The sequence below is a fragment of the Paenibacillus radicis (ex Gao et al. 2016) genome (assembly GCF_014641555.1).
GTDB lineage: Bacteria > Bacillota > Bacilli > Paenibacillales > Paenibacillaceae > Pristimantibacillus > Pristimantibacillus radicis.
Map to the genome: position 1 here is coordinate 301,658 of NZ_BMHY01000004.1, position 17,766 is coordinate 319,423.

The following is a 17,766-nucleotide window of genomic DNA, read 5'->3' on the forward strand; positions in this document are numbered from 1 at the left end:
TCCCAGAATTCAGGTAAAAAGTAGGTAGGTTTCAGGATAAAAGATCTTTATAATGGAAATTAGATGTAAATTAAATGGGGCTATTCTATTGCTAATGAGCATATAGCACCCTTAATTCTAGGAGGTTATCCGTGGGAAGATCATTCGCTAATTTGCATATAAAGTCGAAAAACCTTGAGAAGACGATTGATGTACTGAGAGAGCTAAGCGAAGGCCACGCCGAAGTATTGGGCAGAAAAGAAGCTCAAGAAATCAAAGAAGTCTTTTACATAAGCCAAAGCAACGAGAACTGGATCAGCGTGCTCCATGAATATTTTGTTTGGGGTACGGTGAAGAAGATCGGCCAAACACTGTCCCGGCTTACCGAGGAGCCAGTGATGACCGCAGCGTATATGAATGAGGAATTATTGGAGTTGTCGATTTTTGCGAACGGAGACCTTCAAGCCGAAAGAATCTTTTGCGAGCCGTGGACAAGGGAAGAATATGAAGAGCTTAAAGAAGAACGTCTTAACGATGATTACTTGGTAAAAGCGTTGGGTATCCCTCATGAGGATAATGCCAATCTGTTGAAGCTGACTAGCCCATTCCAAGCCGTAGATAAGCTGTCTGAGCTCGTAGGCATCTCTTTATGGAGCGAGTTCGAGTGGATACCCTATGAAGAAACGCTGCAAAATCAATATGTGAAATATGAGTTTTAAAGATTCAAGGAGGCATGAATGAAGCTAGATTTTTTATTAGATACATATGGAACATGCGTTGGTCAATTGAGAGATGAACTGCTGCCGTTAGAGGAATTGGCAGAAACATGGGAATTTCCGTATAATATTCATTTTGTCTTGCGTGTTTTGCCGGAAAGCTACGAGCGAAAAACTTTCAGACGTTTTGACAGCAGGGATCACGCTCTATACTTAGACATCAGCATCACCTATGAGCAGTATCAACGAATGTCTAAAAATGAACAACGCGAAGCTTTAGGTATTTATCTCTATCATTATTTGACGGAGTCTATTGCAAAATATAAAAAGCACGCAGATAAGGCAACACAAGATCAATTATTGATCCAAGTGAAAAATTGGATGTTAGAAAACAATTGGTTGGATGGAAAGATCAATAGAGCGAGGACGCTGCTAGAACAAAATATGGGGCTTTATGAGGTCAGTCAGCAATTGCAAATGCCATTAGAAGAAATTGAATACATCCTTCTCCGGATGCAGGATTATGAGTCAGATGAAGCTCATCCGGACAACTTTGCAGTGCAAAAAGCCCCTCCATATCCTTTGTGATATAAATCGGAATCCATAGTGTAGAATCCATTAACAAACAACGGAAAAGGGCGGATTTTATGAAACCTACACCGGAATTAGAAGCGCTGGCAGCTGAAATCGCCGGTGCGGCTAGAACGTCTTTTCGCACTCTTTTTGAAAATGGCGAACGTTACTATTACTGCACGCTATTTACTACTGGAGAGGGACACGCCCCAGGCATCTCTGCATGGTCATGGGAGGCCTTGGAGCGGGAAGCGGCCAGGCAAGAAGATGAAAGCGGTACGCCGGAATCAACAATTGCGGAACTCATCAAGTGGTCCTATGCGGATTCGCCTTATTGTTGTTTCGCGGATGAGGAATTTAATGACGTTAAACAATTGTTTCTGGAGCTGCCTGCCATTACAGAGCTTGAGGCAGACGACAGAAATCACGAGTTTGAGTTCAGGCTGAAGGCCATGGAGATGGCGATGACCATGCTCGATAAGGAAGGCTTGTTTGCCTTGAACCAACCGCGGGAGTCCGTATGTGTCCTTGTCGAGGTTATGCCGCCGGATGAGATCAATACCGAAATCGCCCTGCGTTTGAATCAGGCGGAGTCTCCGGCTATACAAGCATGGCTGGCGGAAGCGGCGGAGTAGGAGAGGAATATTCGATGGAAGCTTCACACGAGTTTAACAAGGCCCTGAGATATTTGGATTTAGGGCTCAATTGGCGGTGAAATAAATGAATAGGTTAAAACACAGCGGATTCTATAAACTTAAATTTCTGATCACGCCAGAAGAGTTTAAACATGTTTTGAAGCTCTTCGAGCGGCAACAAGCCCAATTTAATCATACGAATTATGCGCAGACCAAACATGACCACACACAAGTGTATGAGGCGTATGAAAAGTTCTATCACTATTTTACAGCCCCAGAAAAGCCCGAATACCACCCTTTCTTTGTCTATTCAATTTCTTTTACTGCTGGTAATGAAAGCTCTGGATTTTTTATAAGAAATGAAAGTATCAGCTTTCCATATCTCGGGCAATGGGCAGAAGATGAATTGCCATCTATCATGCTTTCTTTACCGAAAGGTTTCCAAATTGATGTGGAGGACGAAAGCGGGAAGTATTATATTTACGAGGATATCCGGGAACATCAGCCGTTAACGTATACGTTCTATAACGATATAGTTAACGATATTAAGAAAATCACAAAGCCGTTTCGTTTTTTTATATATGAAGCAGATGCCGTGCAAGAGCAAAAGCCGCCTGTTCGCATAAGCAAAAATGCGGCTAATGAACTGATGAACGCTTGGATTTTCAAGAAATATAAGCTTGTTATAGGAGGTTTATGAATGCGTAAGAAATGGAAACGAAGAATTCTGATTAATGATCCTGTTGCGCTGGATCGGGTGCAGATTAAGCAGGACTTGAGCGAAGGTAACCAAGTGATTGTTCAGTTCTCTCATCCGGATTTTTATGGCTCTATTTTGGAGGAAGTGGATGAGCTATGTGCTCGTTTGGATGAAAACTTTGGCGTACGTTTCTACGGTCATAAATCGCTCTCGTTCGATGGCCGCACGCTCCTCAGGATTCCTCATGTCAAAATGCTGCATCTCAATGCTCTTGTTCAGGCGCATAACACTGAAACATTGGCCGAGCTGGGACACTTGTACAGTTTACATCTGGGCATTTATGAACTGGAGAATTCGGAGATTTTGGGAATAGAATCGCTGCAATCATTAAGAGAATTAACTTTTTTTTCGGATAAAAAGCTCATCAATCTGCAATATTTCAAAGAGTTCTCTCATCTGCAGCATTTACATATTGGGGGCAAGGTGAAAAACCTGGATGCAATAGGCCATCTAGAAGATTTAGATTACCTTGCGCTGCATTCGATTAGCAAATTACCGTTACACTTTATAAACCGGTTGAAGAAATTGAAGCATCTACGCATTTTGCTTGGCGGGCGAGAGCATATTCAGGAAATCGAAGAGAATGAGATCGACGATTTGGAGCTCGTTAGAATCCGGGGTTTTCATGACTTGAGCAATATTACGAAGTTCCGAGCGCTGACAAGTCTTAGGATTGAGGATCAAGCCAAGCTGCAGGAAATCGGATTTGATCGCGGGATGGAGGCGCTGGAGGAGATAACCCTATCCAATTGTAAAGGGTTGGCTCATTTATTGGGAATAGAGCAGCTGCCGTCACTTCGCAAGCTTCGCATTATGAGAACAGCCATCGATTTTGACTCTTTCATCTCGCAAGAGCTTCCGAGTGCATTGTCCGAAGTGGAATTCACAACCTCCAAAAGCAAAGCAGATCAAGCAATAGAAGGTTCCTTACTCAAGCTGGGTTATCACAAATGGAGCATATAGATCAACCTCCTTATACTTTTTGTACTTGACGGCTTTCCTTTCCGCTTTTAAACTGACGTTGATTTAAAGCATACACTTTATATCGATTGGGGTGAAGCGAATGGAGCCGTTAATAAGTATTGTCATGCCAACGTACAATCGTGCGAATATCATTTCCGGGGCGATCGGGTCTATCTTGAATCAGTCTTACGCCAACTGGGAGCTGATCGTCGTCGATGACGGCAGTACCGATCATACTGAAGAGGCAATTCGCGAATGGACACGCAAAGATGATCGAATCCGCTATGTATGCAATGAACGGGCAAAAGGACCTGGCGGTGCGCGGAACACGGGGATGCTGGCGGCGAAAGGTGAATATGTGGCGTTTCTTGATTCCGATGACGAATGGTATCCTTGCCATTTGACCGACAGTATGCGAAAACTTGACCTGACGAAAGCTGACATCAGCTTTGCGCTATGGGTAGAACAGCATGGGGACATTACCTCGTATAACTTCGACAATGAGGTTGAGCGGTACTGGCTGCAATCAATGCGAACAACGTTCGAGACATGGGATGACGGAGAGACGATTGTTTTCGAAAAAGGATTGTTTGAAGCGTTCTTGTCACATACGCGCAATTTTTTTCAACTGAACACGATGGTATTCCGCCGGAAGCTGCTGGACGAAGTCGGCTTGATCAACGAACAGTTTCATCTGGGGGAGGATACGACCTATCTGCTCCGTTTTTTCGACAAGTACAAAATTGCGCTGCAGACCAAGCCTCATTCCGTCTACCGCGAGTCTTCCGACAGCCTCTATTTCTTCTGCGACCGCTGGCAGCTAGATCCCGATACGATTCATCTCAACGAGGAAATCTACAAAAAAATCGAGGGACTAAGCTTCAAATCGATCAAGGTGCGTGAGCATATCCGGGGGTTGGCCGCCCAATCTGATTCCATCAGCAATAAAGCGAAACAGCTCTCTTACATTGACATCGGCATTGCAAGTAAATACTATACGCTAAGCTATTTGAACCGCTGCGACCGTAAACTAGCGCTCCGCTACTGCCGCCAATCCCTCCGCTACAAGATTTCAATTTTTAATCTGATTTTGTTTGTTAAATTGCTGGTTTCAAGCAAGAGCGGGAGTGTTTTTTTGCAAAAGGCTCTCAATCTATGGTAGATTTTATCAAAAAAAGTAAAAGATTTTCCCCCTCTATTATATAATTTTCACCCTATCGCAAGTAATAGAATAGCACTACTATAAGGGTATGCTTCAATAAATTTCCTTCTTCTTGCATTTCATCACTTTAACCCGTCACCGCTATACCTAGTTAAACCTGCCTAATACGCATAACCTCGTTTTAAAACATGATCTTACCCAAACAGCAGTACTCCACACAAAAAACATGAGTTTGCTAGTCAACTTGACCCCTCACAATGACATGAATAACACCACGATCATGCTCATAAGCCTGCTTATTCCAAACAAACAGCTACATTGGCAAGTGTTTGCACAAAAATTCACTTTGAAAGGCTTGATTGCTCCAGCTTTTTGCTTCTCGGCTTGCGTTTGTATTTTTTCCAAACCACTCCAAAAAGGAGAGTGTATTTATGTTCAGAGAGATGCACAAGTCCAAAATTCACCGCGCTGTTGTGACAGAGGCTAATTTAAATTACGTAGGGAGTATAACTATTGATCAGGATATTTTGGATGCATCGAACATCCTGGAGAACGAAAAAGTGCAAGTGGTCAATATAAATAACGGAGCGAGGCTGGAGACGTATGTCATCTCTGGTCCAAGCGGCTCCGGTATGGTGTGTTTGAACGGCGCCGCTGCCAGATTGGTTCAGCCGGGCGACCGCGTCATTATTATTTCTTACGCGATGATGGAGGATTCGGCAGCCCGTACCTATCGTCCGCATGTGGTCATTATGGACGAGCATAATCGTATCGTAACGGAGCATTATCAAGAACTGCATTCCACAACGGTGTGACCGGCTATGAAAACCATCCGTAATTTGTCTGGTGTATTGCTGGCACATAAAGAAAACGATGCAGGCATTTTATTTTGCGAAAACGGTGAGGAGCGCTACTTATCCTACGGCCAGTTACTTGCATTGTCCAGAAGGGTGCTCCATCTGCTGCGCCAGCGTGGGGTTGAGCCAGGCGACTTTGCCGTCATGCAGACGGAAAATAACGAACGGTTCATCACTCTCTTCTGGGCTTGCGTACTTGGCGGCATTGTCCCTGTACCTGTAACGGCGGCACGCACAGACGAAGGGCGCAACAAGCTGATTCAGGTATGCAAGCAACTGGAAGACCCGAGATTTCTCTGTGATGTAGAGATTTGGCCAGGCATTCAAAGCTATGCTTTGAAGCACGGCGAAGCAGAGACGCTGACCCGGCTGGAGTCTAGCAGCGTTCCGATTGCAGAGGTGCTTACGGCGGCTGCGGATGAAGGCTGCCCCGAGGCTGATCTCTATGACGCAGCCGAGACGGATACGGCATTCATCCAGTTCACATCGGGCTCAACAGGAGACCCAAAGGGAGTTATGCTGACGCATGGCAACCTGTTGTCGAACATGGCCGCTATTATCCACGGTGCAAAGTCTACAGAGCGGGATTCTTCGCTAAGCTGGCTTCCGCTGACGCATGATATGGGGCTTATCGGCTTTCATCTGTCGCCACTGTATGGCGGCATGAATCAGTTGCACTTGCCGACCTCGACGTTTGTGCTTCACCCAATGAAGTGGCTGGAGCTTACCCATAAGCATCGGGTGACATGCCTCTCTTCTCCAAATTTCGGTTATGTGCATTTTCAGCAGCACTGGAAGCCGGAAGGCGCAGCGGATTGGGATTTGTCTTGCGTTAGGCTGATCTTTAACGGGGCCGAGCCTATATCATCCGCCCATTGCCGCGAGTTTCTGAAGGCGATGGAGCCTTACGGGTTAAAGGGAAATTGCATGTTCCCCGTGTACGGGCTTGCAGAAGCGAGTCTGGCTGTAACGTTCCCAGGAACGGATGATCACCTGAACACGGTTAAGCTTGAGCGCCAATCGCTGGCTGTCGGACAACCTGTGCGTATTGCCGATAATGAGGATCACACCTCAATTGAGATCGTCGAGCTGGGATTCCCGGTAGAAGAGTGCGAGGTGAGCATTTGCGACGAAGCGGGGAACGCTGCGGCAGCAGGCAGTATTGGCCTTATTCATATTAGGGGAAGCAATGTTACAAGCGGTTATTATAAGCGGCCTGATGTAAACAAGCAGATGTTTTCTCCGGACGGTTGGCTGAACACGGGGGATCTGGGTTTCCTGCTGGATGGGCGTTTATATGTTACCGGCCGCATGAAGGACGTTATATTTGTCAACGGGCAAAATGTGTACCCCCATGATCTGGAAGCGTTGATCAGCGTCCTGAAGGGGGCGGAGCTAGGGAAAACGGCGATTGCCGCCGTTCAGGATGATACGACCAAACGGGATGAGATTGCCGTTTTTATTCAGCATCGCGGGAAGGTCAGCGGGTTCGTACCGCTGATGTCCGAGGTGAGAAGATTATTGAACGGATCAGCCGGCTTGGACGTTGCTTATGTTGTGCCCGTTCGGCGAATTCCAAAGACGACCTCCGGCAAAATTCAACGCTATGTATTGGCAGAAGCGCTGCGCCAAGGCGAGTTTGCGGAGGTGCTTAACGATCTGACTGTACTGGAAGCAGCAGCCGCATTGGAGTTTTGTGATATGGAAGACGGCGCTGCACTGCGCTCGGATATCGGACTGGAGCCAGCTTCGGAAACGGAGCAGCGGATCATGTCCATTTGGCGTGAGGTGTTGAAGAAGGACTATATAAACCGTGAGGACGGTTTTCTGGAACATGGAGGAAATTCACTTAAGGCGGCTTATGCCGCCGCTAGGCTGCAAGAGGCGTTTGGCGTCGAGCTTTCCCTTACCGAGCTTTTCTTGCATGATAAAGTCCGTTCGCTGGCCGCTTTGCTGGAGCAAAAGGTGGAGGAGGGCACAAGCGTCGCTTTAGCTGTTGCTCCGCCGATAACCAAAGCAGAAGAGCAGAAGGTTTATCCGGCGACACTGGCTCAGAAGCGGCTTTTCCTATTGGAAGAGCTGAATCCGGGGCTGCTCAACTACCATCTGCCTTTTGTGGTTCAAGTGAAGGGGCCGCTTGATATTGAAGGATTCCGTTCGGCATGGCGGAGCCTGATCGATCGGCATCCGGCGCTGCGGACGTCCTTTTATAGAGAAGAAGACCATGTGATGCAGCGATTCGACGAGGCGGCCGAGCTGCCGCTTGTCGAGGTTGACGGAAGCGGCTGGACGGCACAGGAGCTGATGCTGCATCAGCAAAGCTTCTTACAGCCGTTTTCATTGGAACAAGCACCGCTGCTGCGTATGGAGCTTATTCGCAGGGAGAGCGAGACAAGCATACTGCTGCTGAATATGCATCATATCATTACGGACGGCACGTCGATGGGCATTTTGATGTCCGATCTTACGAGATTTTATGAAGGGAACGTAGCTGAGCCATCGTCCATTCATAGCGGGGATATTGCGCTATGGGAGGAAGCAGGCCGCAGCGGCGGCTGGCTGGAGAAGCAGAAGCTTTACTGGCAAGAAATCTTCGGAGATGGTGTGCCGTCTATAGCGCTTCCGTCCTCTTACCCAAGGCTGCAGACACCGAGCTATCGCGGGGCAGTTGAGGTCTTCGAGCTGGAGCCAGAGCTAGCCGAATCTCTGCGGGCATTAGCAAGACGTCAGGGAGTAACGCTATATACCGTTCTGCTCTCCATTTACTATACGCTGCTTGCGAAATATACGGGTGAATCCGATATCGTAGTCGGTACGGCAGCCGCCAGACGGATGCGGCCAGAGCTGCAAAACGTGGTTGGAATGTTCGTCAACATGGTTCCGATTCGCCTGCGCGGGCAAAGTGACACGCGTTTCGACCATTGGCTGAAGCAGGTCCATGGGGAGGCGCTGACGGCAATCGGCAATGGTGATGTGTCTTATGAAGAAATAGCGGAGCTGGCGAATGTGAAGCGGGAATACGGGCGGAATCCGTTGTTCGATTCGGTGTTTACGCTGCAAAACATGGAGCTACCCGAATGGCGGAGCAAGGATATCGTTTATACCCGCCAAGCCATAGACAGCGGAGCGGTCAAGTTCGACCTGACTTGGGAGTGCGTGGATACGGGGGCAGGGATCGCCTTTTCGCTGGAGTATGCGCTGAATTTGTACGATAAGCGAGCCGCTGCACAGTGGGCCCGGCATTATATAGCGCTAGCTCAGGCAGTCGCCGCTCAGCCGCATGCGGCACTTGGCGAGCTTGATCCTGTGGATGACCAAGAGCGGACACTGCTATTCCAGTTGAGCCGTTCATCTGCCGCGCCTACACAAGATCTGTCACTGCACAGGCTGTTTGAGCGGCAAGTTCTGGAGACCCCGCAGCAAATTGCCGTTGAAATGGGCAATGTGGCGTATACCTACAGCGAGCTCAATGAACGTGCCAACCGTTTGGCGCGTATACTTGTGAGCCGCGGCGTCACACCGAGGGCGAAGGTAGCTCTGCTGCTGCGGCGGTCGCCGGATATGATTGCGGGGATACTGGCCGTGCTGAAGGCTGGAGCTGTCTATGTGCCGATTGATCCGCAATATCCCGAAGAGCGGATTAGGTTTATGCTGCAGGATACAGAAGCACGGGTGATCTTAGCTGCGGATGTGACGATGGAGACGGTCGCCCGAGCTGCGGGTGACCGTATCGATGTCGTCAACTTGGATGAACTCAATACGAGATGGATCAATGAGTCCGGCCATAATCTGGATAACGACAGCTCTGGTGATGCTCTCGCTTATATCATGTATACATCCGGCTCGACAGGCAAGCCGAAAGGGATTATGACCTCTCATCGCAATGTGTCCCGGATTGCCGTCCATACCGATTATGTGAGGATTTCCGAAAATGATGCGCTGCTGCAGCTCTCGAATTATGCCTTCGATGGTTCAACCTTCGATGTGTACGGAGCACTGTTGAACGGTGCGAAGCTGACGCTGGTTGGCGAGGAACAAGTTGCAGATGTTCTGTCGCTGAGTGAGCTGATTGAAGATAAAGGCATTACCGTATTCTTTGTGACCACGGCGCTGTTCAATACGCTGGTTGAACATGGGCTAGAGGCGCTGCGCGGCGTACGCCACATTTTATTTGGCGGAGAGCGCGCTTCCGTACCGCATATCCGCAAAGCACTCCGCGCACTTGGACCGGGTGTGCTGCTGCATGTGTACGGACCTACAGAAACGACCGTGTTCGCTACCTGCTATCCGATCATGGAAGCATGGGACGAACAAGTTCAGGCTACGGTGCCAATCGGGGCGCCTATCGCGCGTTCAGAGACGCTTGTGCTGAATGAACAAGGCCGATTGCAACCGGACAGGGTACCTGGCGAGCTGTGGATTGCGGGCGACGGTATCGCATCAGGCTATGTCAATTTACCGGAGCAGACGGCTTCGAAATTTCGCCCGCATCCGTTCCGCGAAGGTGAAACGGTGTACAGAACCGGCGACCTCGTGCGCCGCTTGCCTGATGGAAATCTGGAGTTTCTGGACCGTATCGATAGTCAGGTCAAGCTGCGTGGTTACCGGATTGAACTAGGCGAAATCGAGAGCAGGCTGCTGGAGTGTGCGGGCGTCAAGGAAGCTTTTGTAACGCTGATCGAGAATGATGGTGCCCCGTATTTATCTGCCTATATCGTTGCGGAGCAAGCCGAGGGGCAGGCAAGCATTCAGAGCCAATTAACAGGCAAGCTGCCTGCATTTATGATTCCATCCGCCTTTGTACTGCTGGAGAAGCTGCCGCTGAATGGAAGCGGCAAGGTAGATAAAAAAAGTCTGCCTGCTCCAGAGCGGACAGTCCAGCATGAAGCACCAGCTACAGAAACTGAGAGCATTGTCGCAGAATTGTGGCAAGAAGTGCTTCATGCAGAAAAAGTCGGCGCGCTGGACCACTTTTTTGAGCATGGAGGCCATTCGCTGAAGGCAGCGTCATTGACCTCGGCCATCTACAAACATTGCGGGGTACGCATGCCGCTTCAGGAAATTTTCAAGCTGCCGACAGTCAGAGAGCAGGCGGCCTGGATCGACAAGGCTGCAAAGGAAGCATACGAGCCTATTAGAAATGCGCCTAAAGCCGCCTCCTATCCGCTCAGTCCGCAACAGCGGCGCATGTTTTTGGCAGAAAGCATGGCGAATATCGGACTCACTTACCATATTCCGCTTGTGCTTAAACTAACGGGTGCGGTGGATGAGAGCAGAATCGAGCCAGCACTTCAGAAGCTGATCGACCGGCATGAGCCGCTGCGGACCTCCTATCATTGGATCGACGGCATCCCAGTCCAGACCGCACACGATTCGGCCGCCTTTGTCCTGCAAAGAGCGGAACTGACGGAGACACCGCTGCTGGAATGCATGAAACAGTTTTTCCAGCCGCTTGAGCTTGCCGCAGCACCGCTGCTTGCTGCATGCTATTGCCGGGCTGCTTCAGAAGAAGCGGAGGTCTATCTACTGTTCAACATCCACCACATCGCTTCGGACGGCATATCCGTCAAGCTCCTGCTGGAGGATTTGGCTGCTTTTATCGAAGGAGCGGAGCTTGCGCCGCTAGCTCTTCACTACAAGGATTATGCCAATTGGCTGGAGCAGCAGTCCGGCTCGGAGCGTGATAAAGCAAGTCAGGCCTTTTGGAGGGAGCAGCTTGCAAAACTACCCGCTCCGCTCGATATGCCGCTGGATCTGCCGCGCGGCGACCGCCAGACGTTTGCTGGTGATACGTACACCTTCCACATTCCGGCAGCACTCGCCGCGCGGTTGAAAGAGACAGCTGCACACGCCGAGGCGAGCTTGAACAGTCTGCTCTTTGCGGCTTATGCGCTGTTGCTCAAGGGAACAGCCCATCAGTCGGAATTTGTAATCGGTTCTTTGGCAGCAGGCCGGGTACATCCTGACACGGAGCAAATGATCGGGATGTTCAATCAATTCCTGCCGATAGGGATGCAGATAGCGGATGAAATGCCGGTTACGGCGTTGGTCGGTGAGACCCATGGGCGTTTGTTAGCTGCCTATAATCATGGCGAAGTCAGTTTTGAGCACATGATGGAGGCAGCCGGGGAACACCATGATCCAACGCGCAACCCGTTATTCGATACGATGCTGATTCTTCACAATCAGTTCGAAGATGAGAAATTGGCGGTACACGGGAACGGCTGGAGCATGGAGCCTCTGCCCGTCAGCCACGGAATATCCAAGCTCGACTTCAAGCTTGATCTGTATAGCGATGGGGAAAGCGGTCTAAGAGGAGAATTAGAGTATAATACGGGATTATTTCAAAGCGATACAATGGAACGGCTGGCAGCGCGGCTGCTTTACATTTTGGAGCAAATGGCAGCCAGTCCTGACCTGCTCTGTGGCGATGTCGTCATGACAACGCTTGTCGAAGCAGACGCTTTTGCAGCATGGAATGAGACCGAGAATTCATACCCGTCGGATAAAACGATTCATGGGTGGTTCGCCGAGTCCGCAAGGCGGTGGCCGAACCGGACGGCAGTACGGTCAGCCGAAGGCACGCTGACCTACGAGGAACTGAATGACCGTGCCGACCGCATGGCTGCCGTGCTAAGGAGCAAGGGAGTTGCCATCGAAACGATTGTGCCGATTGCTGCTCAACGCTCATTGTCTATGATGATTACGATCATGGCAGTGCTTAAAGCGGGCGGGGCCTATTTGCCAATCGATCCGGAGCATCCGCCAGAGCGGATCCGAAGCATTCTGGAGGATAGCGGAGCCAAGCTGCTTCTGTCGGGAGCCAAGTGGATTCCTACGCTCCCGTACTTCCAGGGCGAAACGCTTAATTTGGATGACCTTGCTGCTGCATCGGAGTTATCAATGGGCGCAGGGAAAGTCGACCTGTCGTTTGAAGCTGGCCCCGAGCATTTGGCGTATGTCATTTATACGTCAGGCTCCACCGGCAAGCCCAAAGGCGTTATGGTGGAGCACCGCGCGGTAATCAACAGGCTGAACTGGATTCAGACAGCGTATCCGCTGAATGAGCACGACGTTATTTTGCAAAAAACACCGGTTACGTTCGATGTTTCGGTATGGGAGCTGTTCTGGTGGAGCTTTGCTGGCGCCTCGCTTTATTTGCTGGAGCCGGGCGGGGAGAAGGAGCCGTCGCTCCTGCTGCGCACCATTAAAGAGCAGGCGGTAACGGTAATGCACTTTGTGCCGTCAATGCTGGGCGTCTTTTTGCCCTATGCTGCGGACAGGGGAAGAGGCGGCGAGCTTTCTTCCCTGCGATACGTCTTTGCGAGCGGCGAAGCCCTCAAGCCCCGTCATGTTGCAGGCTTTTACAGCCTGATGGATCGCGGCGGTAGCGGGGGCCGACTCATTAATCTGTACGGTCCGACGGAAGCAACGGTCGATGTCAGCTATTATGATTGTCCGGACGTTCAAGCAGGTACAATTCCAATTGGCAAGCCAATTCATAACATCCGGCTCTACATCGTGGATGAGAGGATGAGACCGCAGCCGATCGGTGTGTCCGGAGAGCTGTGCATTGCGGGTGCCGGTCTTGCGCGAGGATATCACAACAAGCCGGAGTTAACCGAGCAGAGCTTTGTTCCAAATCCGTTTACCGCAGGGGAAAAGCTGTACCGGACTGGCGATCGCGCAAGGTGGCTGCCAGACGGTAATATTGAATATTTGGGCCGCTTCGACCATCAGGTCAAGCTGCGCGGTCTCCGCATCGAATGCGGCGAGATCGAGCACGCGCTTCTCTTGCAGGCCGAAGTCCTCGATGCGGTAGTAAAGACGGTGACAGACTCTGCGGGAGAGCCTGCGCTATGCGCATATCTCGTGACAGCGGACGGTGAAATACCGCAGGAAGGCAGCCTTCGGACTGCGCTTCAAGGGCTGCTGCCGGAGTACATGGTTCCTTCGTATTTTATTGCGATGGAAGCGTTTCCTCTTAGCCCGAGCGGCAAAGTCGACCGAAGCGGCCTGCCGCAGCCGCAATTCGCTGCTTCATTGGCTTGCGGCGGCGAGGCACTGGCTACGCCAACAGAGCAGCAGCTGGCTGAGCTTTGGCGGATCGTGCTCGGTCTGAACGCCAGCGAGCCGGACACTCAAGCGACACTCGGAAGAGACGCTCATTTCTTCCAATTAGGCGGCCATTCCTTGCGTGCCGCACAGCTTGCGGGCTTGATCGAGCAGCGTTATGGAACGGCGTTTGCGATGAAGGATGTGTTCGGCGCCCCCTTGCTTAGGGAAATGGCGGTTCGCATCGACAACGCGCCGCCTAATCGTGATCGGCCCGCGATTATTACCCGAGCGGCAGACCGGCCGTTCTATCCATTGTCTCTCGCGCAGAACAGACTCTTTGTGCTGCAGCAGCTCTACCCGGGCAGCACAGCCTACAATCTCCCGCTTGCTCTGAATCTCAGGGGAGAGCTGGATCAGGACAGGCTTCGCGGGGCGATTCAAGGACTGATTGACCGCCATGAACCGCTGCGCACCAGCTTTGAATGGATAGACGGCAAGCCAATACAGCGTGTTCATGATCGCGTTACGTTTGAACTCTCCAAGCATGTGTTGCTGGATGCAGCAGATGTGAATACATTTGCGCGTACGGTCGTCCGTCCGTTCGATTTAAGAAAGGCTCCGTTAGTTCGGGCATTTCTTGCGACGGACGGCGAAAGCCGGCATACGCTGCTGCTAGACATTCATCATATCGTCACGGACGGTGTATCCATGAACGTCATGGCGGGCGATTTCGAGCAGCTGTATCGCGGCGGAGCCTTGCAGCCATTACCAATCATGTATAAGGATGCAGCCGTGTGGCAGCAGGAGTGGATGGCTTCGGAGGCGAGAGTGCAGCAGGAGCAATATTGGGCATCCCGGCTAGCCGGTACGCTTCCTGTGCTGCAATTACCGACCGATTATTCGCGGCCGCCCGAACAAAGCTTCGAAGGCGCTAAGCTTGCACTGCCGATTTCGGCGGACCTTATCCAGGCAATGGGCAGTGCGGCAGAGCAATGGGGCGTTACGCCATTCCATATCTGGCTTGCTGCTTACCATACGTTATTGCATCTGATAACGGGGCAGGACGATCTTATTGCAGGTACGCCGATTGCTGGCCGCTTCCATCCTGCAACAGAGTCTCTGGTTGGGATGTTAGTCAATACGCTTCCGATTCGCAGCGGGCCATCCGGCGAACTGCCGTTTAGAGACTTTGCCGGACAGATCAAAGAAACGATGCTTGCGGCGTTGGACAATAGCTTGCTCCCCTTCGAACACATGGTGACGATGCTGGATGTGCCGCGTGATCTGAGCCGCAATCCGCTGTTTGATACGATGTTTGTCATGCAGCATATGGAGTCCGGACAGACGGCAGCGGACGCCTTGCAATTCGAAGTGCAGGTGCCGGATAATCGCGTTTCGAAGCTGGACTTGACGTTTGAGATTGCAGATCAGGGCGCCAAGGGCACAGCCTTGACGATCGAATATGCGACAGCACTGTTTAATGAAGACAGCATACGCAGAATGGCTGATTGGTATGTCCGTATTATCAGTCTTGCACTGGCTGAGCCCGAGATACCGCTTGGAAAGATCGGACTGCTTGACGACAAGACGGCGGAAATGATGAGCCGACAATTCAATCGTACAGCTGCGCCGTATGCAAGCGGCGATACGATAGAAATATATCTCGAAAGACAAGCAGCACAGACACCACAGGCCGTTGCGGTTATGGCTGAGGATGGAGAACTGACGTATGCGGAATTGAACCAGAGGTCGAACCGGATGGCGCAGGCGATCAGAAAGCAAGGCGTCAAACGGGAAGAGCGCGTAGCCGTCGTCATGGATCGCAGTCTGAAGATGATGATTGCCATCTTTGGTGTGCTGAAGGCGGGTGGAGCTTATGTACCTGTTGCGCCGGGCTTACCGACGGAGCGAATCCGCTACATGCTGGACAATTCCGGAGCCAAGCTTGTCCTGACAAAGGGTAAGGGCCCGGAAGGATTGGAGACGCTTGTACCATGTATAGACGTTCATGAAGCATTGTCGCAGGAGCAGGACGATTCCCCTGTGGAGAAGCTGCATGATTCACGCTCGCTTGCTTATGTACTGTATACATCAGGATCGACTGGACTGCCGAAAGGCGTCATGATCGAGCATCATTCGGTCGTCAACCGGATCGGTTGGATGCAGAAGCAATACGGACTGGACGCGAGCGGAGTTATTTTACAAAAAACACCGATTACCTTCGACGTATCGGTCTGGGAGCTGTTCTGGTGGAGCTTTGCGGGAGCCAAGCTGGTTCTGTTGCCTCCGGGAGGCGAGAAGAACCCTGCACTCATGATGGATACGATAGTTCGGTATGGCGTAACGACGATGCATTTTGTACCCTCCATGCTGCATTTGTTTCTGGAGCATCCCGGCTTATTGCGCGGCGAAGCCAGACTAGAGAGCCTGCGGCATGTGTTCGCCAGCGGCGAAGCGCTGACTGCCGATCAGGTGCAGCGGTTCCGCGAGCGAATCGGAAGTCCATGCGATACCAGGCTTGTGAACTTGTATGGACCAACTGAGGCGACGGTGGATGTAACCTATTACGATTGCTCAGATGGTGATATTCCCATTCAAGTGCCGATTGGCAAGCCAATCGACAACACCTCCCTTTATATCATGAGCGAAGGAGGGAAGCTCCAGCCTGTCGGCATTGCCGGGGAACTATGCATATCCGGCGCGGGCCTCGCACGAGGTTATATTGGACAGCCTGATTTGACAGCAGAAAAGTTCGTTGATAACCCGTATGCGGCGGGCAGTCTGATGTATCGGACAGGAGACCTTGCCAGATGGCTGCCTGACGGAACAATTGAATATTTGGGCCGAATCGACCATCAGGTGAAAATAAGAGGGCAGCGCATCGAATGCGGGGAAATCGAGCAAGTGCTGCTTCATCATCCGGCGGTAGCAGAAGCAGTGGTCATGAAGCGGAACCATGCAAACGGAAGCGAATCCTTATGCGCATACATCGTTGGCTCCGAACCTGTAGATCATCAGGAACTTCGGGATTTTGCAGCGCGGCGTTTGCCGGATTATATGGTTCCTTCAACTGTGATCGAGCTGCCAGTCATACCCCTGTCTATAAACGGTAAAATCGACCGAAAGGCGCTGCCGGAGCCAAAGCCTGATTCAGACAGCAGCACACTGGTCGTCGAAGCGGCAAGCGATATCGAGATGGCGATTACTGCCGTATGGCGCGAAATTCTGCAACGGGACGACTTTGGCATTCATCATCGTTTCTTCGATGTGGGGGGAGACTCACTGCTTCTGGTGAGAGTGCATCAACGGCTGGAGGACCTGTACCCGGGTACCCTCGGTGTGACAGACTTGTTCACCTATCCGACGATACGATCACTCGCGAACTATCTGGAATCGAGAAATCGCGAGCTCGCAAGCTGGAGCTGGGGCGGCCTGCCGTTAGCAGACGACTGTATTAATAGCAGCTATACCACAGAGCGGACCGGCAGCGTTCAGTTCAAAGTGGATAGGACGGTTGCGCAAGAGCTTGCTGAACTCGCAGCATCCCGTTCGGTGACCGTTGAAGCTTTGGCTTATGCCGTATATCTGTACTTCTGGCGCGGCGAGTCTGGCATCAGCCGGCTTGTACTGCCAGCAATGACGGATAACGGGCTGATTGCCCCGAAAGAAATCGACTTTGTGGAGGTGCGTAATTTTGATACGCTGCTGCACCATGCTGCCAAGCGAGTGAGCGCCGGAGAATGTTATAGCGCAAGGCAAATCAAAAAGCAGCCGCAATCCGACGCCGGATTTACCTTGTTCCCGCTGTTTGCTGGAGCAGTCCGGCATGGCTTCCAAGAGCAGGAGACCCTGCTGGAACGATTCGATGTTGTACTGTATATGAATGGCGCTGCTTCACTAAGCGGGGTGGAAGGGGCAGAGCTTGGCGGGGTATGGGCGTACAACGCTCGGCGCCTCAGCAAGAATGCAGTACTGGAGTGGGCTTCCGCTTATCTGGAGCTGCTGTCGAGCGTAGTTGAGCAGTATCGCGCTGCAGCAGACAGTGCAGCCTCAAGGGAGTAGC

8 protein-coding genes are annotated in these 17,766 nt (G+C 51.2%); all 8 read left to right on the top strand.

From position 1 onward, the window contains the following. Window positions 1-131 precede the first annotated feature (131 nt). The 8 genes from IEX98_RS13025 (at window position 132) to IEX98_RS13060 (ending at window position 17,765) form a co-directional block, all read left to right on the top strand. Complete coding sequence (locus IEX98_RS13025) at window positions 132-698, top strand: hypothetical protein (RefSeq protein WP_188889618.1); 567 nt, start codon at window positions 132-134, stop codon at window positions 696-698. 18 nt (window positions 699-716) lie between these two features. Then, entirely contained in the window at window positions 717-1,283 is a 567-nt protein-coding gene (locus tag IEX98_RS13030) for a hypothetical protein (RefSeq protein WP_188889619.1), read from the top strand. Window positions 1,284-1,342: 59 nt separating this feature from the next. Further along, window positions 1,343-1,903, top strand: a complete 561-nt coding sequence (locus IEX98_RS13035) for a DUF4303 domain-containing protein (protein WP_188889620.1) — start codon at window positions 1,343-1,345, stop codon at window positions 1,901-1,903. A gap of 85 nt (window positions 1,904-1,988) precedes the next feature. Further along, window positions 1,989-2,603 carry a hypothetical protein gene (locus IEX98_RS13040; RefSeq protein WP_188889621.1) on the top strand — a complete coding sequence of 205 codons (615 nt, stop codon included), beginning with the start codon at window positions 1,989-1,991 and terminating at the stop codon, window positions 2,601-2,603. After that, a complete protein-coding gene (locus tag IEX98_RS13045) occupies window positions 2,604-3,626 on the top strand; it encodes a hypothetical protein (protein WP_188889622.1) in 1,023 nt (340 codons plus the stop codon). It abuts the gene before it with no gap. Window positions 3,627-3,726: 100 nt separating this feature from the next. Beyond that, the gene (locus IEX98_RS13050) at window positions 3,727-4,788 is read left to right on the top strand and encodes a glycosyltransferase family 2 protein (RefSeq protein WP_188889623.1); all 1,062 of its coding nucleotides are present in this window, start codon (window positions 3,727-3,729) and stop codon (window positions 4,786-4,788) included. A gap of 431 nt (window positions 4,789-5,219) precedes the next feature. Beyond that, the gene (gene panD / locus IEX98_RS13055) at window positions 5,220-5,603 is read left to right on the top strand and encodes an aspartate 1-decarboxylase (RefSeq protein ID WP_188889624.1); all 384 of its coding nucleotides are present in this window, start codon (window positions 5,220-5,222) and stop codon (window positions 5,601-5,603) included. 6 nt (window positions 5,604-5,609) lie between these two features. Next, window positions 5,610-17,765 carry a non-ribosomal peptide synthetase gene (locus IEX98_RS13060; protein ID WP_188889625.1) on the top strand — a complete coding sequence of 4,052 codons (12,156 nt, stop codon included), beginning with the start codon at window positions 5,610-5,612 and terminating at the stop codon, window positions 17,763-17,765. Window position 17,766 lies beyond the last annotated feature (1 nt).